The organism is Streptomyces sp. NPDC053755, from assembly GCF_040677675.1.
Classification (GTDB): domain Bacteria; phylum Actinomycetota; class Actinomycetes; order Streptomycetales; family Streptomycetaceae; genus Streptomyces.
Window position 1 is genome coordinate 59121 of sequence record NZ_JBFASK010000028.1, and the last position, 23269, is coordinate 82389.

General features: G+C 71.2%; 22 protein-coding genes. 12 read left to right on the top strand and 10 right to left on the bottom strand.

Going from position 1 to position 23269, the window contains the following annotated elements:
• Positions 1–15: 15 nt before the first annotated feature.
• Together AB0K65_RS24415 and AB0K65_RS24420 are read right to left on the bottom strand one after the other, a co-directional pair.
• Positions 16–1395 (bottom strand): CoA transferase, encoded by a 1380-nt coding sequence (locus tag AB0K65_RS24415; protein ID WP_365719920.1) that lies wholly within the window; start codon positions 1393–1395, stop codon positions 16–18.
• A gap of 153 nt (positions 1396–1548) precedes the next feature.
• Entirely contained in the window at positions 1549–3087 is a 1539-nt protein-coding gene (locus AB0K65_RS24420) for a S8 family serine peptidase (RefSeq protein WP_365719922.1), read from the bottom strand.
• 270 nt (positions 3088–3357) lie between these two features.
• On the opposite strand from AB0K65_RS24420, the gene AB0K65_RS24425 reads away from it, so the two are divergent.
• The 3 genes from AB0K65_RS24425 to moaA all read left to right on the top strand — a co-directional run bounded on the left by AB0K65_RS24425 (position 3358) and on the right by moaA (position 6517).
• A complete protein-coding gene (locus tag AB0K65_RS24425; protein WP_365719924.1) occupies positions 3358–3735 on the top strand; it encodes a DUF485 domain-containing protein in 378 nt (125 codons plus the stop codon).
• Positions 3732–5366, top strand: coding sequence for a cation acetate symporter (locus AB0K65_RS24430; protein ID WP_365719926.1), 1635 nt, complete (start codon positions 3732–3734; stop codon positions 5364–5366). Before AB0K65_RS24425 ends, AB0K65_RS24430 begins: the two co-directional genes overlap by 4 nt.
• Positions 5367–5527: 161 nt before the next feature.
• Positions 5528–6517, top strand: coding sequence for a GTP 3',8-cyclase MoaA (gene moaA / locus AB0K65_RS24435; protein ID WP_365719928.1), 990 nt, complete (start codon positions 5528–5530; stop codon positions 6515–6517).
• On the opposite strand, the gene AB0K65_RS24440 is transcribed toward moaA, so the two are convergent.
• Positions 6500–6778, bottom strand: a complete 279-nt coding sequence (locus AB0K65_RS24440; RefSeq protein WP_365719987.1) for a hypothetical protein — start codon at positions 6776–6778, stop codon at positions 6500–6502. The two genes, moaA and AB0K65_RS24440, sit on opposite strands and share 18 nt — an antisense overlap.
• Before the next feature lie 193 nt (positions 6779–6971).
• Positions 6972–7316: a DUF3099 domain-containing protein gene (locus AB0K65_RS24445; RefSeq protein ID WP_365719930.1), complete on the bottom strand. Its 345-nt coding sequence runs from the start codon at positions 7314–7316 to the stop codon at positions 6972–6974.
• A 180-nt stretch (positions 7317–7496) separates the two neighbouring features.
• Between AB0K65_RS24445 and AB0K65_RS24450 the strand changes: the two genes are divergently transcribed.
• On the top strand, positions 7497–7772 hold the full coding sequence (locus AB0K65_RS24450) for a GlsB/YeaQ/YmgE family stress response membrane protein (protein WP_365719932.1): 276 nt from the start codon (positions 7497–7499) through the stop codon (positions 7770–7772).
• Between the two features lie 90 nt (positions 7773–7862).
• Here AB0K65_RS24450 and tyrS read toward each other — a convergent pair whose 3' ends face one another.
• The 3 genes from tyrS to AB0K65_RS24465 form a co-directional block, all read right to left on the bottom strand.
• A complete protein-coding gene (gene tyrS, locus AB0K65_RS24455; RefSeq protein ID WP_365719934.1) occupies positions 7863–9134 on the bottom strand; it encodes a tyrosine--tRNA ligase in 1272 nt (423 codons plus the stop codon).
• 54 nt (positions 9135–9188) lie between these two features.
• On the bottom strand, positions 9189–10580 hold the full coding sequence (locus AB0K65_RS24460; RefSeq protein WP_365719936.1) for a metallopeptidase TldD-related protein: 1392 nt from the start codon (positions 10578–10580) through the stop codon (positions 9189–9191).
• An 82-nt stretch (positions 10581–10662) separates the two neighbouring features.
• Positions 10663–12186 carry a TldD/PmbA family protein gene (locus AB0K65_RS24465; protein WP_365719938.1) on the bottom strand — a complete coding sequence of 508 codons (1524 nt, stop codon included), beginning with the start codon at positions 12184–12186 and terminating at the stop codon, positions 10663–10665.
• Between the two features lie 186 nt (positions 12187–12372).
• On the opposite strand from AB0K65_RS24465, the gene fabG reads away from it, so the two are divergent.
• From fabG to AB0K65_RS24480, 3 genes are all read left to right on the top strand, one after another.
• Positions 12373–13077 (top strand): 3-oxoacyl-[acyl-carrier-protein] reductase, encoded by a 705-nt coding sequence (gene fabG, locus AB0K65_RS24470; RefSeq protein ID WP_365719940.1) that lies wholly within the window; start codon positions 12373–12375, stop codon positions 13075–13077.
• A 5-nt stretch (positions 13078–13082) separates the two neighbouring features.
• Entirely contained in the window at positions 13083–13859 is a 777-nt protein-coding gene (fabI, locus tag AB0K65_RS24475) for an enoyl-ACP reductase FabI (protein ID WP_365719942.1), read from the top strand.
• Positions 13860–14069: 210 nt separating this feature from the next.
• Positions 14070–14462, top strand: coding sequence for a hypothetical protein (locus AB0K65_RS24480; RefSeq protein ID WP_365719944.1), 393 nt, complete (start codon positions 14070–14072; stop codon positions 14460–14462).
• Here the strand turns inward: AB0K65_RS24480 and AB0K65_RS24485 are convergent.
• Entirely contained in the window at positions 14416–15120 is a 705-nt protein-coding gene (locus tag AB0K65_RS24485) for a FadR/GntR family transcriptional regulator (RefSeq protein ID WP_365719946.1), read from the bottom strand. The two genes, AB0K65_RS24480 and AB0K65_RS24485, sit on opposite strands and share 47 nt — an antisense overlap.
• A 63-nt stretch (positions 15121–15183) precedes the next feature.
• Between AB0K65_RS24485 and AB0K65_RS24490 the strand changes: the two genes are divergently transcribed.
• The 4 genes from AB0K65_RS24490 (at position 15184) to AB0K65_RS24505 (ending at position 17525) form a co-directional block, all read left to right on the top strand.
• Positions 15184–16494, top strand: a complete 1311-nt coding sequence (locus AB0K65_RS24490; RefSeq protein WP_365719948.1) for an MFS transporter — start codon at positions 15184–15186, stop codon at positions 16492–16494.
• 17 nt (positions 16495–16511) lie between these two features.
• Positions 16512–16628: an SGM_5486 family transporter-associated protein gene (locus tag AB0K65_RS24495; protein ID WP_268247900.1), complete on the top strand. Its 117-nt coding sequence runs from the start codon at positions 16512–16514 to the stop codon at positions 16626–16628.
• Positions 16629–16767: 139 nt separating this feature from the next.
• Positions 16768–16971, top strand: coding sequence for a hypothetical protein (locus AB0K65_RS24500; RefSeq protein ID WP_365719951.1), 204 nt, complete (start codon positions 16768–16770; stop codon positions 16969–16971).
• Positions 16972–17006: 35 nt separating this feature from the next.
• Positions 17007–17525 (top strand): histidine phosphatase family protein, encoded by a 519-nt coding sequence (locus AB0K65_RS24505; RefSeq protein ID WP_365719953.1) that lies wholly within the window; start codon positions 17007–17009, stop codon positions 17523–17525.
• 268 nt (positions 17526–17793) lie between these two features.
• Here AB0K65_RS24505 and serB read toward each other — a convergent pair whose 3' ends face one another.
• Entirely contained in the window at positions 17794–19008 is a 1215-nt protein-coding gene (serB, locus tag AB0K65_RS24510) for a phosphoserine phosphatase SerB (RefSeq protein WP_365719955.1), read from the bottom strand.
• A gap of 346 nt (positions 19009–19354) precedes the next feature.
• Here serB and AB0K65_RS24515 point away from each other — a divergent pair, with 346 nt between their 5' ends.
• Positions 19355–21892, top strand: a complete 2538-nt coding sequence (locus tag AB0K65_RS24515; RefSeq protein WP_365719957.1) for an FHA domain-containing protein — start codon at positions 19355–19357, stop codon at positions 21890–21892.
• A gap of 72 nt (positions 21893–21964) precedes the next feature.
• Here AB0K65_RS24515 and AB0K65_RS24520 read toward each other — a convergent pair whose 3' ends face one another.
• Entirely contained in the window at positions 21965–22696 is a 732-nt protein-coding gene (locus tag AB0K65_RS24520) for a transglycosylase SLT domain-containing protein (protein ID WP_365719959.1), read from the bottom strand.
• Between the last annotated feature and the right edge of the window lie 573 nt (positions 22697–23269).

Here is a 23269-nt window from a genome sequence, read left to right on the forward strand (position 1 = left end):
TCCTCGTCCCGGCTCTCACACCTCCCGGTCCCAGACCGGGGCGTCGGCGCCCGCGACGCCCGGCGGGCGCGACCAGTCCGCCGGGCCCCCGTCGTACGTCACCGGAGAGCGCGCGTACCGCAGCAGCCCGAGCGGGCCGTCCGTCTCGGTCAGATACCGCTCCGGTTCGTAGCGGGGGAGCGCGGTCGCCAGCCAGTGCCCCGTCTGCGCGAGCGCCAGGCGTACGAGACGGGTCCCGCCCTCCCGGTCCTGGTCGGTCAGGGCCCGGAGCACCGCGGCCGCCAGCAGATAGCCGGTGCCGTGGTCCAGGGCCTGGGCCGGCAGCGCACCCGGCCGCTCCGGCGAGCCCTCGGTCGTCGCGATCCCCGTCGCCGCCTGCACCAGGCTGTCGAAACCGCGCCGTTCGCCCCACGGGCCGTAGTCGCCCCACGCGGACAGGCGGGCCGTCACCAGTCCCGGGCGGTGGAGACCGAAGCGGTCCAGGGCGCCGGGCCGGTAGCCGGTGACCAGGACGTCGGCGGCGTCGAGGAGGCCGTCGAAGGCACGGCGGCCGGAGGGGCTGTCCAGGTCCAGGGCGGTCGTCCGCTTCCCGACGCCGGTCTCCGCGTGCTGGTCGGGGAGTTCGGGACGGCCCGGCGGGTCGACGCGCAGCACGTCGGCGCCGAGCAGGGCGAGCGTGCGGGTGGCGACCGGGCCGGCGATCACCCGGGTCAGGTCCAGGACCCGCAGGGGGTGCCCGCCGGGCCCGGTGAGCGGGCCACCGGACGGAGCCCGCCGGGCGCCGCCCGCGTACCGCCTCGGGGCCGCGTCGTCGAGCCGTTCACCGGTCAGCAGCGGGCGCGCCGCCACCTCCCGGCCCTGTTCGTGGGCGGCCCACTCCTCGGGCGTGCGCAGGGCGACGGCGAGGCCCCCGGCCGCGTACACCGCCGTCTCGACCTCCACGGCCGCGCGTTCGGCGATCGCCGCCTCCACGGCCTGCACCGACGCGTCGGGGACGCCCAGCGCCGCCGTCAGCGCGGCCCGGTGGTGCGGATAGTTCGCGTGCGTACGGACCCAGCCGTCCCGGGCCCGCCAGAAGCGGGAGAGCGGTGCGAAGGCGACCGGCGCCCGTCCGTCGATCCGGAGGTGACGCTCGCTCACGAACGCGGTGGCGACGGCCCCGTCGTCCACCCGGACCAGCGCGCCGGTGCCGGCCGGGGCCGTTCCCCGCCCGCACTGCCGCTCCACGGCGGCCAGCCCGGCGACCGCGACCGTGGCCCGGGCCAGGTCCATGACGGGCAGCCGGGCCGGCAACAGCCCCGAGGGGCCGCCGTAAGCCACCCGGTCGAGGAGGGCGGGGTCGCCGCCCAGCATCGTCCACAACCGCTCCGTGGCACCGCCCACCGTGAGGTCCATGACCGCATCATGGCACCCGGTGCCATGGCAGAGGGCCCCGGTGCGGCGGACTGCCGCACCGGGGCCCTCGTGTCGACCTGAGTCGTGTCCGGAAGTCCCGCCTGGGTCGCGACCCCCGCCCGCGGGCGGACGCCGGTACCTTCCGGGTGCTCCTTAGCGGCGCACGGCGTCAAGGGCGTCGATCAGCCCCGCGCCGTAGAAACCGTTCTTGTTCTTGCCGCCCTCGCACACCGCGTCGATCTTGCCGTCGCCCTCGATGTCGTAGGGGTTGGTGCAGGCGCGGTCGTCGGCCTGCGCGTACAGCAGGGCCTTGAGCGCCGCCGGGCTCGCGTACGGGTGCGTCGACTTCAGCAGCGCGAGGACACCGGCCGCGTGCGGCGAGGCCATCGACGTGCCGGCCTTGTAGTTGTAGCCGCCCTGGACCGTGGTCGACAGGATGCGCCCGTTGACCGCGGGGGCGTCCGGTGTCTGGTACTCCGTGCGGTCGCCGCCGGGCGCCGCGATGTCGATGATCCCCTGGCCGTAGTTGGAGTACGAGGCCTTGAGGTCCTTGGCGCCCGTCGCGGAGACCGTGACCACGCCCGGCAGCATGGCCGGGTAGTCGAGGCACTCCTGCGGGTCGATGACCCGGGTCACCGGCGTGGTGTCGTTCGGGCTGGTGGCGTCGGTGATCTCGTCCGCCGCCAGGTCCATCTTGGAGTTGCCGGCCGCGGCGACGTTGACGGTGCCCTTGCGCTCCGCGTAGCGGGTGGCGCGCGTGACCGCCTCGATCAGCGCCTTCTGGTCGGCGTCGTTCTTGCAGGCGAACAGCCACGGGTCGGTGTAGTAGCTGTTGTTCGTGATGTCGACGCCGTGCTCGGCCGCCCACACGAAGCCGCAGACGACGGCCTCCGTGTAGAAGAACCCGTCGGGCGTGGAGACCTTGATGCCGGAGACCTTCACGCCCGGGGCGACACCGGTGATGCCGATGCCGTTCTTGGCGGCGGCGATGGTGCCGGCGACGTGGGTGCCGTGGTCGCTCTCGCCCGGGTTGGGGCGCCAGGAGCCCGGCGTGGTGTCCGGGGCGCCGGTGACGCAGTTGGCCGAGGCGGCGGTGTCGAAGTTCGGCGCCAGGTCCGGGTGGGTGTCGTCGACACCGGTGTCGATGACACCGACCGTGACCTTCTTGCTGCCCAGCGTCCGCTGGTGGGCCTTGTCCGCCTTGATGGCGGGCAGGTCCCACTGCAGGGGCTCCAGCGGGTCCTGCGCGTCGGTGGCGCCGGCGGCCGCGACCGTGGCCTCGGCGGCGGTGAGCGCCTGACCGCCCTCGTCGACCGAGGTGTCGGTCTGGACGGAGAGCGGCGCGGTGCGGGTCGAGCCGGCCGACACCACACCCCTGGCCTCGCGGATCGTCTTCGCGAACTCGGGGTTCTGCGAGTGGACGACTATCACGCCTATCTGGTCATAGGAGATGACCACCGTGCCGCCGGCCGCGGCGATCGCCTTCTTCACCGAGGCGGCCGTCCAGCGGCCTCCCTCGATGTTGACGACGTACGACAGCTTGGGGCCGTCCGTCGCCACGGCGGCCGTCGCCGGGGCATCGCTCAGTTCCGCGGCGGATGCGCCGGTCGGAAGGAAGCCGAGCGAGGCCGTGAGCGCGAGACCGACCGGAAGAGCGAGTACTCGACCGCGTCTCGATCCCAGATGAGCCATGGGTTCTCCACATCATCCGTATGTACTGCCCGAACGCCGATTGCGGGCGGGCAGGTGCATGACGAGTGAAGCTATCGCTGATCAACCCGGCCGTTCAATGAGTTGAGAGGACTTGATGAAGATCCCGGAGAAGAAAATCGCCGGCGGTGAACCGAGTCGCCCCGTCCGCCGTGCCGTTGTGCAGGGGAGGAGCTCCGTCCGAAGCTCCGTTTTCACCCGAGTGAGGCCCCTTTGTCCCTGCCCAACGCACCCGCGTCCCGAGGAGAATCCGTGGCCACCGAAGCACCGCCGCCGCCCCGAGGAGGCGGGGACGCCGTCCTCGGCGCCCCCGCCCAGCCGACCACGGAGGCGTTCGTCGAGGTGCAGGAGAGTGCGGAGTTCGGCGAACTGCGCCGCACGTACCGCTCCTTCGCCTTCCCCCTGACCGTCGCCTTCATCGCCTGGTACCTGCTGTACGTGCTGCTCTCCAACTACGCGGGCGGCTTCATGGGGACCCGGCTCTTCGGCAACATCAACGTGGCCCTGGTCCTGGGCCTCGGCCAGTTCCTGACCACCTTCCTCATCGCCTGGCTCTACTCGCGGCACGCGGCCGAACGCCTCGACCCGAAGGCCGAGGCCATCAAGTCCCGTATGGAGGCCGACGCGTGAGCAGCCTGTACCAGACCGTCTCGCTGGCGGCCGAGAACGCCACCGGCGAGCACCGGCCGCTGATCATCACCCTCTTCGGCGCCTTCGTCGTCGCCACCCTGGTCATCACCGTCTGGGCCGGCCGCCAGACCAAGAGCGCCGCCGACTTCTACGCCGGCGGCCGCCAGTTCACCGGCTTCCAGAACGGCCTCGCGATCTCCGGCGACTACATGTCCGCCGCGTCCTTCCTCGGTATCGCGGGCGCCATCGCGCTCTTCGGCTACGACGGCTTCCTCTACTCCATCGGGTTCCTGGTCGCCTGGCTCGTGGCGCTGCTCCTGGTGGCCGAGCCGCTGCGCAACTCGGGCCGCTTCACCATGGGCGACGTGCTGGCCTACCGGATGCGCCAGCGCCCGGTCCGTACCGCCGCGGGCACCTCCACCATCGTCGTCTCGATCTTCTACCTGCTCGCACAGATGGCCGGCGCCGGCGTGCTCGTCTCGCTGCTGCTCGGCATCACCAGCGACGGCGGCAAGGTCGCCATCGTCGCCCTGGTCGGCGTGCTGATGATCGTGTACGTCACCATCGGCGGGATGAAGGGCACCACCTGGGTGCAGATGGTCAAGGCCGTCCTGCTGATCGCGGGCACGCTCCTGATCACCTTCCTCATCCTGCTGAAGTTCGGCTTCAACCTCTCCGACCTGCTCGGCGCGGCCGCCAGCAACAGCGGCAAGGGCCAGGCATTCCTGGAGCCCGGCCTGAAGTACGGGGTCAGCGGCGTCTCGAAGCTGGACTTCCTCTCGCTCGGCATCGCGCTCGTCCTCGGCACGGCCGGCCTGCCGCACATCCTGATCCGCTTCTACACGGTGCCGACCGCCAAGGCCGCCCGTAAGTCGGTCAACTGGGCCATCGGCATCATCGGCGCCTTCTACCTCATGACCATCGTCCTCGGCTTCGGCGCCGCGGCCCTGCTCAAGAACAGCGACATCGTCGCCTCCAACAAGGCGGGCAACACCGCGGCCCCGCTGGCCGCCCTGGAGGTCGGCGGCGGCGCCGGATCCACCGGGGGCGCGATCCTGCTCGCGGTGATCTCGGCCGTCGCCTTCGCCACCATCCTCGCGGTGGTCGCCGGACTGACCCTGGCCTCGTCCTCGTCCTTCGCCCACGACATCTACGCCAACGTCATCCGGCGCGGCAGGGCCACGGAGAAGGAGGAGGTCCGCGCCGCCCGCTGGGCGACGGTCCTCATCGGCATCGTCTCGATCGCGCTCGGCGCGCTCGCCCGCGACCTGAACGTCGCCGGCCTGGTGGCCCTCGCCTTCGCCGTCGCCGCCTCCGCCAACCTGCCGACGATCCTCTACAGCCTCTTCTGGAAGCGGTTCACGACCCAGGGCGCGCTCTGGTCGATCTACGGCGGCCTGGTCTCCTCGGTCGTCCTGGTGCTCTTCTCGCCGGTCGTCTCCGGCAAGCCCACCTCGATGTTCAAGACCGTGGACTTCTACTGGTTCCCGCTGGAGAACCCGGGCCTGGTGTCCATCCCGCTCGGATTCCTGCTCGGCTGGCTCGGCTCCCTCCTCTCCAAGGAGGGCCCGGACAAGGGCAAGTACGCGGAACTGGAGGTCAAGTCCCTCACCGGTGTCGGAGCGCACTGAATCGTATACGGTACGCGACCGGCGGTCGGTCGCGTCGTAGAGTTCTACGACGCGGCCGCGCCGGTCCTGGTGACAATCGTCCATGCGTGTTGTCGGTGCGCTCGCGTAGGCTCGGAACATACCGACGACACCATCCGCGAGACGAAGGGGAGGGGGCCACAGTGCTCATCGACACCTACGGCCGGGTCGCCACCGACCTGCGTGTCTCGCTGACGGACCGGTGCAACCTGCGCTGCACGTACTGCATGCCCGAGGAGGGACTGCAGTGGCTGGCCAAGCCCGACCTCCTCACCGACGACGAGATCGTCCGGCTGGTGCGCGTCGCGGTCACCGACCTCGGCGTCACCGAGGTCCGGTTCACCGGCGGCGAGCCGCTGCTCCGCCCCGGCCTGGTCGGCATCGTCGAGCGGTGCGCGGCCCTGGAGCCCCGCCCCCGGATGTCCCTCACCACCAACGGCATAGGTCTCAAGCGCACGGCCGCCGCCCTGAAGGCGGCCGGTCTCGACCGGGTCAACGTCTCCCTGGACACCCTGCGGCCCGACGTCTTCAAGACCCTGACCCGGCGCGACCGCCACCAGGACGTGCTCGACGGCATGGCCGCCGCCCGCGACGCGGGGCTCACCCCCGTCAAGGTCAACGCCGTCCTGATGCCCGGGCTCAACGCCGACGAGGCTCCCGACCTGCTGGCCTGGGCGGTGGAGAACGCCTACGAACTGCGCTTCATCGAGCAGATGCCGCTCGACGCCCAGCACGGCTGGAAGCGCGACGGCATGATCACCGCCGGGGACATCCTGGAGTCGCTGCGCACCCGCTTCACCCTGACCCCCGAGGGCGACGAGGAGCGTGGATCGGCCCCCGCCGAGCGCTGGGTCGTCGACGGCGGACCGCACACGGTCGGCGTGATCGCCTCCGTCACCCGCCCCTTCTGCCGGGCCTGCGACCGCACCCGGCTCACCGCCGACGGCCAGGTGCGCACCTGCCTGTTCGCGACCGAGGAGACCGACCTGCGCGCCGCGCTGCGCTCCGAGGCGCCGGACGAGGAGATCGCCCGGATCTGGAAGCAGGCGATGTGGGGCAAGAAGGCCGGTTCGGGTCTGGACGACCCGAGCTTCCTGCAGCCCGAGCGCCCGATGTCAGCGATCGGCGGCTGAGCCCCCGGAGCCCGTCTCCCCGGAACCGGCGTCATCGCCACGGGAGTTCTCGGCGCCGGCCTCCCACTCGGCCAGCGGCACGACGTCCTTGAGGAAGCCCCGTACGCCCAGGAACTGGGAGAGGTGCTCGCGGTGCTCCTCGCACGCCAGCCAGGTCTTGCGGCGCTCCGGCGTGTGCAGTTTCGGATTGTTCCAGGCCAGCACCCACACCGCGGCCACGCGGCAGCCCTTGGCGGAGCAGATCGGGGTCTCTTCACTCACCGGATTGATCACCGGGACATTGTCCAACAAGGGCGATGCCGGGCAGCCACGGGGGGAGCTGCCCGGCATCGGTCCGTCGCTCCGACGGGGGATGCGGAGCGCGTAGGAAGTATGTCACGGGACACGGGGTGTGGTGCACCGGAACTTCATGATTGATCTGAGCTTTTCTTGAGCTTTTTGGGGGCGTTACTGATCAACTCTGCCCGTACGAGCGTTCCGTGCGGGGCTCCGTCGGACCCTCCGCGTGCGGAAGCTCGGGCCGGGTCGGCGCCGGTACGAAGGTGGAGGGAAGGGACGGCGCGCTCTCCCGGCCCGCGTTGGCGATCACCACGGAGATGTACGGCAGCACCGCGCCGAGCACCAGCGCCACGACGGCCACGTGCCGTTCGACGTTCCACAGCACGGCGGCGGCGATGACGGCCAGCGTCCGTATGGACATCGAGATCACATAGCGCCGCTGCCGGCCCCGCACATCGTCGGCCAGCCCCTGACGGGCCCCGGTGATGCGGAAGACCTCGGTTCCGCCACGCTTGCGCATCGCACTCACCACCCGGCATTCACGCCGGACGCCGACCGGTCCGGACCTCGTCTCCACGGTACGCCCGCCGTCCGGCCCGCAGGAGACCGGGGCACGTATGGCCCCGTCCGGCATGCGCGGAATCTCCGCCCGGCCGAGACTGGCCCCACATGCGCAGAGCGCGCCGCACGAGGAGGCGACATGAGCTGGCTGTGGGCGATCATCGTGGGTCTGGTGCTCGGTCTGATCGCCAAGGCGATCATTCCGGGAAAGCAGCAGATCCCGCTGTGGCTGACGACGATCTTCGGCATCCTCGGCAGTGTCCTCGGCAATGCCGTCGCGACCTGGATCGGGGTCAACGAGACCAAGGGCATCGACTGGACACGCCACCTGCTCCAGCTCATCGGAGCCATCGCGGTGGTGGGCGTCGGCGACATGCTGTGGGCTTCGATCAAGGGCAACAGACGGCGGGCGTGACCCGTCCGACGGCACCGAGTGACACGACGGCGGCCCGCCACACGCGCACGGCGTAGGGCGGGCCGCCGTCGTGCCGCGGCGCCCGGGGCCTCAGCTCCCGGCGCCGACCTCGATCGCGGCCAGGTTCTTCTTGCCCCGGCGCAGCACCAGCCAGCGGCCGTGCAGCAGCTCGTCCGCCGACACCTCGGCGTCCTCGGCGGTGACCTTCACGTTGTTCACGTAGGCCCCGCCCTCCTTCACCGTCCGGCGCGCGGCCGACCTGCTCGGCGCGAGACCGACCTCGGTGAACAGGTCCACGACCTGCCCGAGCTCCGCCACCCGCGCGTGCGGCAGCTCGGAGAGCGCGGCGGACAGCGTCGCCTCGTCCAGCTCGGCCAGGTCGCCCTGCCCGAACAGCGCCTTGGAGGCGTTGATGACGGCCGCGCACTGCTCGGCCCCGTGCACCAGCGCCGTCAGCTCCTCGGCGAGGGCCCGCTGGGCGGTACGGGCCTGCGGCCGCTCGGCCGTGACCTTCTCCAGCTCCTCCAGCTCCGCGACGGTCTTGAACGACAGGATCCGCAGGTACTTCGAGATGTCCCGGTCGTCCACGTTCAGCCAGAACTGGTAGAACGCGTACGGCGTCGTCATCTCCGGGTCCAGCCAGACGGCCCCGCCCTCGGTCTTGCCGAACTTGGTCCCGTCCGCCTTCGTCATCAGCGGCGTCGCCAGCGCGTGCACGACCGCGTCCGGCTCCAGGCGGTGGATCAGGTCCAGCCCGGCCGTCAGGTTGCCCCACTGGTCGCTGCCGCCCTGCTGCAGCACACAGCCGTAGCGACGGTACAGCTCCAGGAAGTCCATGCCCTGCAGCAGCTGGTAGCTGAACTCGGTGTAGCTGATGCCCTGCTCGGACTCCAGCCGCCGGGCGACCGAGTCCTTCGTCAGCATCTTGTTGACCCGGAAGTGCTTGCCGATGTCCCGCAGGAACTCGATCGCCGACATTCCGGCGGTCCAGTCCAGGTTGTTCACCATGACCGCCGCGTTCTCCCCCTCGAAGGAGAGGAACGGCTCGATCTGCGTACGCAGCCGGTTCACCCAGTTCGCGACCGTCTCCGGGTCGTTCAGGGTGCGCTCGGCCGTCGGCCGCGGGTCCCCGATCTGGCCGGTGGCCCCGCCCACCAGCGCCAGCGGCCGGTGACCGGCCTGCTGGAGCCGGCGGACCGTGAGCACCTGGACCAGGTGACCCACGTGGAGACTGGCCGCGGTCGGGTCGAAGCCGCAATAGAACGTGACGGGACCGTCCGCGAGAGCCTTGCGCAATGCGTCCTCGTCAGTGGACTGGGCGAAGAGCCCGCGCCACTTCAGCTCGTCGACGATGTCCGTCACGGTCGTCCGTCTCCTCGGTTGATGGGGGTCATGCCGTCCCTCAGTCTATGGGGGTCAGACGCCCTTGCTGACCGAGCTCATGTTGAAGTCCGGCACCCGCAGCGCCGGCATCGCGGCCCTGGTGAACCAGTCGCTCCACTCGCGCGGCAGCGTCTTCTCGGTCCGCCCCGCCTCCGAGGCCCGCGACAGCAGGTCCACCGGCGACTCGTTGAACCGGAAGTTGTTTACCTCGCCGACCACCTCACCGTTCTCGACCAGATAGACGCCGTCCCGGGTCAGACCGGTCAGCAGCAGCGTGGCCGGGTCGACCTCGCGGATGTACCAGAGGCAGGTCAGCAGCAGTCCCCGCCCGGTCGACGCGACCATCTCCTCCAGGGAGCGCTCGCCGCCGCCGTCCAGGATCAGGTTCCCGGCACCCGGTGCCAGCGGCAGGCGGGTGAGCGCCGCGGTGTGCCGGGTGGTGATCAGGCTCTCCAGCCGGCCCTCCCGGACCCAGTCCGTCGGCGCCAGCGGCAGGCCGTTGTCGAAGACGGACGAGTCGTCGCTGGAGGAGTGGGCGATGACGAAGGGCGCGGACTCCAGACCGGGCTCGTTGGCGTCACTGCGCAGCGTCAGCGGCAGCGGGGAGAGCGTCTCGCCCAGGCGGGTCCCGCCGCCCGGCTTGGAGAAGACCGTCCGGCCCTCCACCGCGTCACGGGCGGTCGAGGACCACAGCTGGTAGATCAGCAGGTCGGCCACGGCCGTCGGCGGCAGCAGCGTCTCGTACCGCCCGGCCGGCAGCTCGATCCGGCGCTCCGCCCAGCCGAGCCGCCGCGCCAGGTCGGCGTCGAGCGCCGCGGGATCGACGTCCTTGAAGTCGCGCGTGGAGCGTCCGGTCCACGCCGAACGCGAGCGGTCCGGAGATTTGGCGTTCAGCTCCAGCGTCCCGTTGGGCTGGTCATGGCGGAGCCGCAGCCCCGTCGAGGTACCCAGGTAGGTCGACGTCATCTCGTGGTGGGCGAAGCCGTACAGCTCGCGGCCGCCGGCCCGGGCCCGGGCGAAGGCCTCGCCCAGCGCCGGCGCGAAGTCCGTGAAGACCCCCGAACCCGTCTCGGCCGGGGCGTCCGTGAAGTCGGGAGACTCGTCGATGCCCTCGATCAGCGGCTGCGCGTCCTCGGCGGGCCCGGCGGCCCGGGCGGCCGCCTCGGCGGCCCGCACCAGCGGCTCCAGCTCGTCGGCGGTCACGGCGGAACGCGAGACGACACCCGACGCCGTGCCCTGCGCCCCGTCGACCGTCGCGATGACGGTGAGCGTCCGCCCGCGGGTGACGCCGTTGGTGGTCAGCGCGTTGCCCGCCCAGCGCAGATTGGCCGAGGACTCCTCGTCGGCGATGACGACACACCCGTCGGCGCGCGAAAGCCCGAGGGCCCGCTCGACGATCTCGTACGGCTTGCTGACGCGGCTCATCGACCGGCCTCCTGCGTCGTGGTGAGACTGTGCTTGCCCGGGGGACGACTCCCGGACCCCCGGCGGACTGCGTGGTGCGCGTTCATCGACCGGCCTCCTGCGTCGTGTTGAGGATGTTGACACCGCGGAAGAGGGCGGACGGGCAGCCGTGGGAGACCGCCGCGACCTGGCCCGGCTGCGCCTTGCCGCAGTTGAAGGCGCCACCCAGGACGTACGTCTGCGGGCCGCCGACCTGCTCCATCGAGCCCCAGAAGTCCGTCGTCGTCGCCTGGTACGCGACGTCCCGCAGCTGCCCTGCCAGCCTGCCGTTCTCGATGCGGAAGAAGCGCTGGCCGGTGAACTGGAAGTTGTACCGCTGCATGTCGATCGACCACGACCGGTCGCCGACCACGTAGATCCCGCGCTCGACCCCGCCGATCAGGTCCTCCGTCGAGAGGCCGCCCGGGTCCGGCTGGAGCGAGACGTTCGCCATCCGCTGCACCGGGACGTGCCCGGGGGAGTCGGCGAAGGCGCAGCCGTTGGACCGGCCGAGCCCCGTCAGCCTGGCGATCCGCCGGTCCAGCTGGTAGCCGACGAGCGTGCCGTCCTTCACCAGGTCCCAGCTCTGCGCCTCGACGCCCTCGTCGTCGTACCCGATCGTCGCGAGTCCGTGCTCGGCGGTGCGGTCGCCGGTCACGTTCATGATCGACGAGCCGTACGCCAGCTTCCCCAGCTGGTCGAAGGTGGCGAACGAGGTCCCGGCGTACGCCGCCTCGTAGCCGAGCGCCCGGTCCAGCTCGGTGGCGTGGCCGATCGACTCGTGGATGGTCAGCCAGAGGTTCGAGGGGTCGACCACCAGGTCGTACGTCCCCGCCTCCACGCTCGGCGCCCGCATCTTCTCGGCCAGCAGCTCCGGGATCCGCTCCAGCTCCGCGTCCCAGTCCCAGCCGGTGCCGGTGAGGTACTCCCAGCCCCGCCCGGCCGGCGGCGCGATCGTCCGCATCGAGTCGAACTCGCCGGTCGTCTCGTCGACGGCGACGGCGGTGAGCTGCGGGTGCAGCCGCACCCGCTGCTGCGTGGTGACGGTGCCCGCCGTGTCCGCGTAGAACTTGTTCTCGTGGACGGTGAGCAGCGACGCGTCCACGTGCGCCACCCCGTCCGCCCGCAGCAGCCGCGCGCTCCAGTCGGCGAGCACCGCGCTCTTCTCGGCGTCCGGGATGGTGAAGGGGTCGATCTCGTACGACGAGATCCACGTCTTGTCCCCGTGCACCGGCTCCGGGGCCAGCTCCACGCGCTCGTCGGAGCCGGCCGCGGCGATCACCTGGGCGGACAGCTTCGCCATGGCGACCGCCTGCGAGGCGACCCGCGCGGCCCCGTCCATGGTCAGGTCGACCCCGGAGGCGAAGCCCCAGGCCCCGCCGTGCACCACCCGCACCGCGTAGCCGAGGTCCGTGATGTCCGAGGAGCCGGACGGCTTGGCGTCCCGCAGCCGCCACGAGGCGCTGCGCACCCGCTCCAGTCGGAAGTCGGCATGGTCGGAGCCGAGTGCGCGCGCCCGGGCGAGCGCCGCGTCGGCGAGCGCGCGCAGCGGCAGCGCCGTGAAGGCCGCGTCGATGGAATGAGGCACGAATGTCTCCTGTCGTTGAGACCGGTCGCCCCCGATCATGTCGCGCTTTCGGCCGCGATGCCCAGGGCTTTCTGTAGGGACCCGACAGCGGCGTGCGGACGCCACTGTCAGGGCCCGATTCTTCGCGCAAGGGGCGGGACCGATAGGTTTTCGGCGTACCAGACCGCTATTCGAAAGGGTGATCCGTTGAGCCGCTCGGTTCTCGTCACCGGAGGAAACCGGGGCATCGGCCTCGCCATCGCCCGCGCGTTCGCCGAGGCCGGCGACAAGGTCGCGGTCACGTACCGGTCCGGAGAGCCGCCGGCCGGCTTCCTGGCCGTCAAGTGCGACATCACCGACGCCGAGCAGGTGGAGCAGGCGTACAAGGAGATCGAGGAGAAGCACGGCCCGGTGGAGGTGCTGGTGGCCAACGCCGGCGTCACCAAGGACCAGCTGCTCATGCGGATGTCGGAGGAGGACTTCACCTCCGTCCTCGACACCAACCTCACCGGCACGTTCCGGGTCGTCAAGCGCGCCAACCGCGGCATGCTGCGGGCCAAGAAGGGCCGCGTCGTCCTGATCTCCTCGGTCGTCGGACTCCTCGGCTCGGCCGGGCAGGCCAACTACGCCGCCTCCAAGGCCGGCCTGGTCGGCTTCGCCCGCTCCCTCGCCCGGGAACTCGGCTCCCGCAACATCACCTTCAACGTCGTCGCGCCCGGTTTCGTCGACACCGACATGACCAAGGTGCTCACCGAGGAGCAGCGCAAGGGCATCGTGTCCCAGGTGCCGCTGGGCCGCTACGCGCAGCCCGAGGAGATCGCCGCCACGGTGCGCTTCCTCGCCTCCGACGACGCCTCGTACATCACTGGAGCCGTCATCCCGGTTGACGGCGGATTGGGCATGGGTCACTGATCACCATGAGCGGAATTCTCGAGGGCAAGCGCATCCTGATCACCGGTGTGCTGATGGAGTCCTCCATCGCCTTCCACACCGCGAAGCTGGCCCAGGAGCAGGGCGCGGAGATCATCCTCACCGCCTGGCCGCGGCCGTCGCTGACCGAGCGCATCGCCAAGAAGCTCCCCAAGCCCGAGAACGTGAAGGTCCTGGAGCTCGACGTCTCCAACGACGAGCACCTCGCGCGCCTGGAGGGCCAGGTCCGCGAGCACCTGGGCGACCGCCTCGACGGCGTCGTCCACTCGATCGGCTTCGCCCCGCAGGACGCGCTCGGCGGCAACTTCCTCAACACGCCCTTCGAGTCCGTCGCCACGGCCATGCACGTCTCCGCCTTCTCGCTGAAGTCGCTGACGACGGCGCTGCTGCCGCTGATGACCGAGGGCGGCTCGGTCGTCGGTCTGACCTTCGACGCGCAGTACGCCTGGCCGCAGTACGACTGGATGGGCCCCGCCAAGGCGGCCCTGGAGGCCACCAGCCGCTACATGGCCCGCGACCTGGGCAAGCAGAACATCCGCTGCAACCTGATCTCGGCGGGCCCGATCGGCTCGATGGCCGCGAAGTCGATCCCCGGCTTCTCCGAGCTGGCCGCCGTCTGGGACAGCCGCTCCCCGCTGGAGTGGAACCTCGCCGACCCCGAGCCGGCCGGCAAGGGTGTCGTGGCGCTGCTGTCCGACTGGTTCCCGAAGACCACCGGCGAGATCGTGCACGTCGACGGCGGTCTGCACGCGATCGGCGCCTAGGCGCCTCGGATGTGAACCCTCGGCTCCCGGCGGCCACGTGGCCGGGACGCCTGAGCGGCCGCGACACGGCCGGGTGCCCGTCCCTCGGGGGGACGGGCACCCGGCCTTCGTCGTCCGGGGCCTCCCCTCCCGAGTCGAAAAGTACGCCGAATCACCTCAGACTGGGTCAGAGCGTGACGTTCCGGCTACGCGTGGGGAGGAGGTACGGGTATGCGCACGCCGCACCGCAGGGCAGCCGTGTTCGCCTCGGCCGCCGCGCTTCTCACCGGGATCGCCGTGGCCGCCGAGGTCAGCGCGGCCCCCGCTCCCGTCGACGACCCGTTGCCGGCCGCCGAGCAGCCCGACGACTTCGGCGCCTCGTGCCGTACGGTCGTCCAGGGCTCCCGCGTGACCGCGTACTGCCACAACCCCTACCCGGGCACCGACCGCGTCCGGCTGCACGTGGAGTGCGCGAAGTGGTGGGACGTGGACACCGACAGCGCCCCCGTGGAGGTGGCGCCGACCGCCTACGTCCAGGTGACCGGGCGCTGCTGGAAGGAGGTCCGGTCCGCCTGGATCACGCACCAGCCGTCCGAGGACCCTCCCCGGGCGCGGCGCTCCTGAGGCACATGAACGGGTAGCCGGCCGCCTCCGCCCCCGCCGTCTCCGCGTCCCCCGCCCGCACGGCCTCGACCAGGCGCGCGTGGTCCATGTGGTGCTCCGGCCGCAGCTCCTGGCCCACGTCGTCCCGCAGCCACTGGCGCATCACATGCCCCAGGTCCGCGTAGAGCGCGGTCAGGACGTCGTTGTGCGAGGCGACCACCACCGCGTGGTGGAACGCCGCGTCCGCCGTGACGAAGCGCTCGGCATCGCCCGACGCCCACGCCTCCTCCCGCCCGGCCAGCAGCGCGTCCAGCTGCTTCATGTCCCGCTCCGTCCGCCGCTGCGCCGCGAACCGCGCCGCCGCGGACTCCAGCGTGGAACGCAGCTCCGCGATGTGCCGCGGGTCCGACCCGGCGAACCGCCGGTGCATGACCCCCGCCAGCTCGCTGGTGGCCACGACGTAGGTGCCGGACCCCTGCCGGATGTCCAGCAGGCCGTTGTGCGCGAGCGCCCGGACCGCCTCCCGCACGGTGTTGCGGGCCACGCCCAGCTGCTCGACCAGTTCCGGTTCGGTCGGGATCCGCGACCCCACCGGCCACTCGCCGGATGTGATCTGGCTCCGCAGCTCGGTGATCACCTGATCGGAGAGCCCGGACCGCCGGGGAGAGCCGAGCGCCATGGTGCACCTTTCGATTGGTTCCTGATTGGACAATCAATCATCCCATGATTCTATGATGACCCCATGCCTGACGAGCCGCAGACCCTGAAGACCGCTACGCCCCCGGCCCGCGCCTCCTCTCCCGTCACGGCGGCCACGGCCGGGAATCCTGCCGCATCCGCCTCGCAGGCCCGCTGGATCACCCGGCTCGTCGTGGTCGGGCTCGTCCTGGCGGCCCTCAACCTCCGGCCCGCCATCACCAGCCTCGGCGCCCTTCTCGAAGAGGTGCGCGACGGCCTCCACATGAGCGGAAGCGTGGCCGGCGTCCTCACCTCCGTGCCCCCGCTCTGCTTCGCGGTCTTCGGCATCACCGCCCCGCGCCTCGCCCGCCGCTTCGGCCCCGGCGCCGTCGTCTGCGCCGGCATGGCGGCGATCTTCGCCGGCCTGGCCCTCCGCCCCTTCGCCGGCGGCACCGCGGGCTTCCTCGCCGCCAGCGCCCTCGCGCTGATGGGCATCGCCGTCAGCAACGTCCTGATGCCCGTCATCGTCAAGCGGTACTTCCCCGACCGCGTCGGCACCATGACCGGCCTCTACTCCATGGCGCTCGCCCTCGGCACCTCCCTGGCAGCCGCCGCGACCGTGCCCATGACAGCGGCCCTGGGCGGCGGCTGGCGCACCGGCATCGGCGTCTGGGCGGGCCTCGCCGCCCTCGCCGTCCTGCCCTGGATCCCCCTGGTGCGCGACCGGGCCGGGGGAGCTTCGGCCGCCCCCGCCGTGTCGCTCCCGGCCCAGGAGCCGGCCCGCACCGCGGCTCCCCTCCGGATCACGCGCAGCCGCACCGCCTGGGCACTCGGTGTCTTCTTCGGCCTCCAGGCCACCGGCGCGTACATCACCATGGGCTGGATGCCGCAGATCTTCCGGGACGCCGGTGTCCCGGCCGGTACGGCCGGTGTGCTCCTCGCCGTCACCATGGTGATGGGCGTGCCGCTCGCCTTCGTCATCCCGCGTCTCGCCGGACGGCTCAGGAACCAGGGGCCCATCGCCGTCGCCCTGGGCCTGTGCGGCCTCGGCGGCTACACCGGGCTGTACGTCGCGCCGGCCGGCGGCGCCTGGGTCTGGGCCGTGCTCCTCGGCATCTCCAACTGCGCCTTCCCGCTCGCCCTCACCATGATCGGCATGCGTTCGCGCACCGGCGCCGGTGTGGTCCGGCTCTCCGCCTTCGCGCAGAGCGTCGGCTACCTCCTCTCCATTCCCGGACCGCTCCTGGTCGGCGTCCTCTACCAGCACAGCGGGGGCTGGGGCCTGCCCATCGCCCTGATGGCCGGGCTCATGGTGCCCCAAATGGTGGTCGGCACCCTGGCGGGCAGGGACCGGACGGTCGAGGACGAGTGCTGAGATGCGAGACTGGCTCCATGCCAGTGCTCGACCCGAATCCCCAGAACGGCCAGAAGAAGCTCCTCATCGTGCTCGGCGCGATGCTGGGCATCACGGTCGTCATCGCCGTCATCGCCTCGATCGCCTCCCCGTGAACCGAGGGGAGGGTGGGGCTTTCCCCACCGTCCCCTAGGGGGCGGGTCTCAGGGTGAAGTGGGTGGATCACCGGATGGGCCCGACCGCCGCCGATCCGTACGTTGGAGTCATCGCAACGGATCACCCTCGGAGGCGGCCATGCCGGCCCTTACGCACCCCAGCACCCGGAACACGCCGACCGGCGTGGCCACCCGGCTGCCCTGGTGGGCCCTCGCCCTGCCGGTGGCCGCGTTCGCCGCCCTCTTCGTGCTCATCACCGGACCGGGAAAGGCCCACGCCGCCGGCCCCGACCCGGCGGTCGGTCACGTCCTCCGGGAGATCCGGCAAACGCTCTCTCTCTGAGTCGGCGTGAGCCGTTTCGTGGGAAGCTGGAGCGCATGAGCGTCGACACACCCCGCAGGATCGTGCTGCTCCGGCACGCGAAGGCCGACTGGCCGCAGGTGTCCGATCACGAGCGACCGCTCGCCGAGCGCGGCCGCACGGACGCCCCCGTGGCCGGCCGCAGACTGGCCGAGACCGGGATCTCCTTCGATCTGGCCCTCTGCTCGACCGCCGTGAGAACGCGCGAGACCTGGAAACTGGCCGTGCACGAGCTGCCGCACCGCCCCAGGACCGTCTATGAGGAGCGGTTGTACGAGGCCTCGCTCGGCGAGCTCATCGCTCTGGTCAACGAGACGCCGGAGGATGTGGACGACCTCCTCGTCATCGGGCACAACCCCGGGATGCACGCGCTCTCCGACGCCCTCGCGGGCTCGGCCGAGGGGGACACGCTGACCCGGATGAACCGCGGAGGCTTCCCCACCGCCGCCTTCTCCGTCCTCGGCTTCACCGGCTCCTGGAAGTCCGTCGAGCACGGCGTGGCCACCCTCCTCGACTACTGGGCCCCGCACGACTGACTCGCACGACTGACTCGCACGACTGACTCGTACGACTGATCCCGTACGGGGGACACGTACGGGGACTTCGCCAGGCCGATCCCTTACGGGGGACCCGTCAGGACGACCCGCACGGCCGAGCCCCGACGCCGGTGCGGCCGGCCTCCGCACGGCCGAGCGCGTACGCCCGCCGCCTCCCCGTTCCTCACCGCCCCCACGGCCGCGAAAGGGCCCGGTCACCGCTCGGTGACCGGGCCCTCGGCGTGCGCGGTGGGCGGGTGCGGCGCCGTCAGTGGGGCGGCTCCTCGCCGCCGTCCGCCGCCTCGACCTCCTCGCGGGTGATGCCGAGAAGGTAGAGCACGGTGTCCAGGAAGGGCACGTTCACGGCCGTGTGCGCGGCCTCGCGCACGACCGGCTTGGCGTTGAAGGCCACGCCGAGCCCGGCCGCGTTCAGCATGTCCAGGTCGTTGGCCCCGTCGCCGATCGCCACGGTCTGCGCCAGCGGCACGCCCGCCTCGGTGGCGAACCGCCGCAGCAGCCGCGCCTTGCCGGCCCGGTCCACGATCTCGCCCGTCACCCGGCCGGTCAGCCGGCCGTCCACGATCTCCAGCGTGTTGGCCGAGGCGAAGTCCAGCCCCAGCCGCTCCTTGAGGTCGTCCGTGACCTGGGTGAACCCCCCGGAGACGACACCGACCTGATAGCCGAGCCGCTTGAGGGTACGGATGAGGGTGCGGGCACCGGGAGTGAGCCGCACCTCGGCACGGACCTTGTCCACCACGGAGGCGTCCAGCCCCTCCAGCAGCGCCACGCGCGCGTGGAGGGACTGCTCGAAGTCCAGCTCGCCGCGCATCGCCGCCTCGGTGACCTCGGCGACCTTGTCCTCGCAGCCCGCGTGTGCCGCGAACAGCTCGATGACCTCGTCCTGGATGAGCGTGGAGTCGACGTCCATCACCACCAGACGCTGGGCACGGCGGTGCAGCCCCGCCGAGACGACGGCGACGTCCACGCCGATGTGGTGCGACGCGGGCGCGAGGGCGGTTCGCAGGGGCTCGGTCTCACAGCCGGAGACGGCGAACTCCACCGCCGTCACCGGATACTTCGCGAGGCGGAAGATACGGTCGATGTTGCCGCCGGTCCCGGTGATCCTGGCCGCTATGGCGGCGGTCGCCTCGGCGGTCAGCGGGTGGCCGAGCACGGTGACGTGGGACCGGCCGCTGCCCCGCGGACGGTTGTCGCCGGTGCCGGAGATGATCTCGGCCTGGAGCTTCAGCGACTCGGCCCAGCTGTGGACGGTGGCCCGGAGCTCGCCCTGGGAGGCGACGGTCGGCTCGGTCACGAGCGCGCACAGCACGAGGCGGCCGCGGGACACGACCTGCTCGATGTCCACGACGTCGACGGAGTAGGCGGCGAGGGTGTCGAAGAGCCCGGCGGTGATCCCGGGGCGGTCCTTCCCGAAGATCTTGACGAGAAGGGTGGGAACGTCTGAGGTCTGCGATGCGCTCATGGTGCTTCCACCGTATCGGGCACGGGGTGCCACCAGCCTCCCCGTCCCGCGTACCGGACACCCGACTGGTCCCACCCCCTGTCACGGTAACGCCGCCCGGACCGCCGCGCCCCGCGGACGCCCCCGCCACCGCCTCCGCGCCGGAGCCCGCCGGTCCATGTCCCCGCGCCTCCGGTTCGTGGCGGCTTGCCCCATTCGCGAAGACGCCGTCCGTGCCTCTGCGGGGTCTTCACACCGCCCGACTTTCGGATACGGGACCCGGCCTGAAATAGTTCCCCCCGGATGTTCGCCATCCCTGGACTCCCAGCGACGGGGGTACATCGGGGGACAAGTAGTGGGGCATGGAGTGCCAGAACTCGTACTGGAATTGAACGGAAGGACCTGGACTCTCGATCCGTCCAGGTCGTACACCCTCGGACGTGATCCGCAGGGCGACCTGGTGATCGACGACGCCAGGGTCTCGTGGCGGCACGCCACCATCAGCTGGAGCGGGCGGAGTTGGGTCCTCGAGGACCACGGCTCGACCAACGGCACCTTCGTGCAGGGCCGGCAGGTCCACCAGGTGGAGATCGGGCCCGGTTCCACGGTGCACCTCGGCAACGCGACCGACGGCCCCCGGCTGGATCTCGCCGCGGGAGCCGCGGCCCAGCAGGCACCGGCGCAGGCGGCCCCCGCTCACCAGGGCGCGGCGCAGGCCGACTGGGCGACCCATCAGGCGCCGCCGCAGCAGCAGGGCTGGCAGCAGCCGCCGGCCCAGCCGCACCAGCAGGCGCCGCAGCAGCAGTTCCCGCAGCAGGCGGGTCCCGCCGAGCAGTTGGCGCAGAAGGTGGCCGGCCAGGGCGGCGGCAGCGCGGGGGCGCCGCCGGTCTACGGCGACCGCAGCCCCACCACGTTCCACCAGCTGGCCCTCGGCCACGTCATGCGCATCGGTCGTGCCCTCGAGAACGAACTGGTCGTCTCCGACCTCCAGGTCTCGCGCCACCACGCCGAGTTCCACGCCACCCCCGACGGCCGTTTCGAGATCCGTGACCTCGGCTCCCACAACGGCACCTACGTCAACGGTCAGCCGATCGCCAAGGGCGGCTCCGTCCTCATCGGCCCCAACGACATCGTCGGTGTCGGTCACTCGACCTTCCGGATGGTCGGCGGACAGCTCGAGGAGTTCGTCGACACCGGTGAGGTCTCCTTCTCGGCCCGCCACCTCACCGTCACGGTCGACGGCGGCAAGCAGATCCTGAAGGACGTCTCCTTCGGTGTCCCCGAGAAGTCGCTGATCGGGGTCATCGGCCCCTCCGGATCCGGCAAGTCCACCCTCCTCAAGGCGCTGACCGGCTACCGCCCGGCCAACGAGGGCGACGTCCTCTACGACAACCGGAGCCTCTACAAGCAGTTCGCCGAGCTGCGCCAGCGCATCGGTCTGGTCCCGCAGGACGACATCCTGCACAAGGAGCTGACCGTCCAGAAGGCGCTCCGCTACGCCGCCAAGCTCCGCTTTCCCGGCGACACCGCCGAGGCCGAGCGCGAGGCCCGCATCGACGAGGTGCTGCGCGAGCTCAAGCTCGACATCCACAAGGAGAAGAAGGTCACCTCCCTCTCCGGTGGCCAGCGCAAGCGCGTCTCCGTCGCCCTGGAGCTCCTGACCAAGCCGTCGCTGATCTTCCTCGACGAGCCGACCTCCGGCCTCGACCCGGGCATGGACCGTGACGTCATGCAGCTGCTGCGCGGCCTCGCCGACGACGGCCGCACGGTCCTCGTCGTCACCCACTCGGTGGCCGAGCTGGGCCTGTGCGACAAGCTCCTGGTCATGGCGCCGGGCGGCTCGGTGGCCTACTTCGGTCCGCCGGAGGAGGCGCTGAACTTCTTCGGCTACAGCACCTGGGCCGACGTCTTCTCCGCCTTCGAGAACTACCGCGACTACGACTGGGCGGGCCGCTGGAAGGGTTCGCAGCACTACCAGATGTACGCCGCGGACATCGACGCCGTCGCCGCGCAGCCCGTCCAGATGCCGCAGCAGGCGATGGCCAGGCCGCCCAAGCCGCAGGGCTGGGGCTCCCAGCTGTGGACCCTGATCCGCCGCTACTCCTCGGTGATCGCGTCCGACAAGGGCTTCATGGGCCTGATGGTGGTCCTGCCGGCCGTCCTCGGCCTGGTCTCGGTCGTCATCCCCGCCGACTTCGGCCTCGCGCCGCCCAAGCCGCCGTCCCGCTTCAACGGCGACGCCGGCACGATCATGCTCATCCTCGCGGTCGGCATGTGCTTCTCGGGCGCCGCCAACTCCGTACGAGAACTGATCAAGGAGCGGGTCATCTACGAACGGGAGCGGGCCACCGGCCTGTCCCGCTCGGCGTACCTGATGTCCAAGGTCATCGTCCTCGGCGTGATCACCGCCATCCAGGGCGTGATCATCTGCGGCATCGGCTTCGCCACCCGCGAGCTGCCCGCGGAGGGCCTGGTCCTGCCGCCGGCCGTCGAGCTGTGCGTCACGATCATCGCCCTCGGCTTCACCTCGATGATGTTCGGCCTGGTCATCTCCTCGCTGGTGAAGACCGCCGAGAAGACGATGCCGCTGCTCGTCATGTTCGCGATCGTCCAGGTCGTGTTCACCGGCATCCTCTTCCAGGTGTACGGGTCCCCGGGCCTGGAGCAGTTCGCCTGGCTGATGCCCTCGCGCTGGGCCATCGCCGCGGCGGGCTCGACCCTCGACCTCGCCCACCTGATGCCGCCGTGGGACCACAAGGACCCGACCAACCTGGACCCGCTGTGGGACCACACCGTCGGCCAGTGGGGCTTCAACCTCACGGTCCTGCTGCTCATCGGCATCGCCTGCGGCTTCGCGGTGGCGCGTCTGCTCCGCCGCCACGAGCCCGAGGTCATGCGCAAGTAACAGCGCCCGGACGCGCCGAAGGGCGGCACCCCAGCACGGGTGCCGCCCTTTCGGCGTCTGCGCTGCCTACGGTCAGTAGGCGCTGTTCACGTTGTCCATCGAGCCGTAGCGGTCGGCGGCGTAGTTGCACGCGGCGACGATGTTCGCGACCGGGTCGTACTGGTCGAACTTGGTGCCGGGCACGTGGTACGTCTTGAAGGTCGGGTAGATGACCTGGAGCAGGCCCTTCGACGGGACACCGTTGATGGCGTTGATGTCCCAGTTGTTGATCGCCCGCGGGTTACCGCTGGACTCCCGCATGATGTTGCGGTGGATGCCCTCGTAGGTGCCGGGGATGTTGTGCTTGTCCATGATGAACAGGGCCTCGCGGATCCAGCCGTCGAGGTTGTTCGCGAAGACGGGAGTGCGGGCGGCGGCACGGCTCGCGGCCGCCTTCGCCTCGGCGCGCTTCTTCGCGTCCGCCTTGGCCTTGGCCGCGGCCTTCGCCTTGGCGGCGGCCTTCGCCTGAGCGTCGGCCTTGGCCTGCGCGGCGGCCTTGATCTTGGCTTCGGCCTCCTGCTTGGCCTTCAGGCCGATCGCGCTCTGCTGCTCGGTAAGGCTGGCGTGGAGAGCCTTGGCCTGCGGGCTGTTCGCGTCGTACGACCAGGCGACCTGCTGCGTGTTGGTCAGGGCCTGCGGCTCCGTCTCGGCGGAGGCGTTGCCGGGGACCAGGGAGAAGCCGATGGCCGCGGCGCTGAGAGCGGCGACGCCGGCGATGGAAACCTTGTGGGTCTTCTTCAGACGACTGTGGCTGTTCGCAGACATGCGGTAGTACCTCTTCGAATCGCAGGGGGTGTCGCTCAGGCCGGGCGGCGCTGCGCCCTGTTCGGCGGCGACGGCTGCAATTCTTAGCGGCCGCAAAATGCTGTGGCAAAGGTGTGACGTACGATCCCGGGTAGTGGATCAGGGGCCCGTGCACCGCGCACGGACACCGCCCCGAGGCCGGGTCATACCGCCCTCATCTGCTGTTTACGCCTCCACTAAAGTGGTTCGTAAGTGACGTGCGTCCTATGCGGGGGCTCACATCGGCCGCACCGCGAACTCACCGCAGGTTGCGCCAGCAATGCGCACAGTGAGTGGGTTGCCCGCCCCTGCCCCGCCTGGTGTCCGCGCCCGCCCGCCCCTGCCCCGCCTGGTGTCCGCGCCCTGCTCACCCGTGTGTCGCCCGGCGCCCGGGCGCTCGTATGCCCCGCCCGCGCCTCCTGCCCGGTCCCCCCTGTTCCATGCCCCTCTTGCGGGCCTCTGCCCCATGCCCCTCTTCCGGCCCCCGGCCCCACGTCCTCCCCGGGGCCGCAAGGCCCCGCACCGCCCTCGCCCCACCTCCCACGGCCGGGCCGG

Excerpts from the sequence above, each read along its gene's own strand:
- AB0K65_RS24500 (WP_365719951.1), top strand. The coding sequence starts at position 16,768 with ATGCCGGCCCTTACGCACCCCAGCACCCGGAACACGCCGACCGGCGTG.
- AB0K65_RS24520 (WP_365719959.1), bottom strand. The coding sequence starts at position 22,696 with ATGTCTGCGAACAGCCACAGTCGTCTGAAGAAGACCCACAAGGTTTCC.
- AB0K65_RS24505 (WP_365719953.1), top strand. The coding sequence starts at position 17,007 with ATGAGCGTCGACACACCCCGCAGGATCGTGCTGCTCCGGCACGCGAAG.
- AB0K65_RS24490 (WP_365719948.1), top strand. The coding sequence starts at position 15,184 with ATGCCTGACGAGCCGCAGACCCTGAAGACCGCTACGCCCCCGGCCCGC.
- AB0K65_RS24450 (WP_365719932.1), top strand. The coding sequence starts at position 7,497 with ATGAGCTGGCTGTGGGCGATCATCGTGGGTCTGGTGCTCGGTCTGATC.
- AB0K65_RS24445 (WP_365719930.1), bottom strand. The coding sequence starts at position 7,316 with ATGCGCAAGCGTGGCGGAACCGAGGTCTTCCGCATCACCGGGGCCCGT.
- AB0K65_RS24420 (WP_365719922.1), bottom strand. The coding sequence starts at position 3,087 with ATGGCTCATCTGGGATCGAGACGCGGTCGAGTACTCGCTCTTCCGGTC.
- AB0K65_RS24485 (WP_365719946.1), bottom strand. The coding sequence starts at position 15,120 with ATGGCGCTCGGCTCTCCCCGGCGGTCCGGGCTCTCCGATCAGGTGATC.
- AB0K65_RS24480 (WP_365719944.1), top strand. The coding sequence starts at position 14,070 with ATGCGCACGCCGCACCGCAGGGCAGCCGTGTTCGCCTCGGCCGCCGCG.
- AB0K65_RS24460 (WP_365719936.1), bottom strand. The coding sequence starts at position 10,580 with ATGAGCCGCGTCAGCAAGCCGTACGAGATCGTCGAGCGGGCCCTCGGG.
- serB (WP_365719955.1), bottom strand. The coding sequence starts at position 19,008 with ATGAGCGCATCGCAGACCTCAGACGTTCCCACCCTTCTCGTCAAGATC.
- AB0K65_RS24415 (WP_365719920.1), bottom strand. The coding sequence starts at position 1,395 with ATGGACCTCACGGTGGGCGGTGCCACGGAGCGGTTGTGGACGATGCTG.
- fabI (WP_365719942.1), top strand. The coding sequence starts at position 13,083 with ATGAGCGGAATTCTCGAGGGCAAGCGCATCCTGATCACCGGTGTGCTG.
- AB0K65_RS24495 (WP_268247900.1), top strand. The coding sequence starts at position 16,512 with ATGCCAGTGCTCGACCCGAATCCCCAGAACGGCCAGAAGAAGCTCCTC.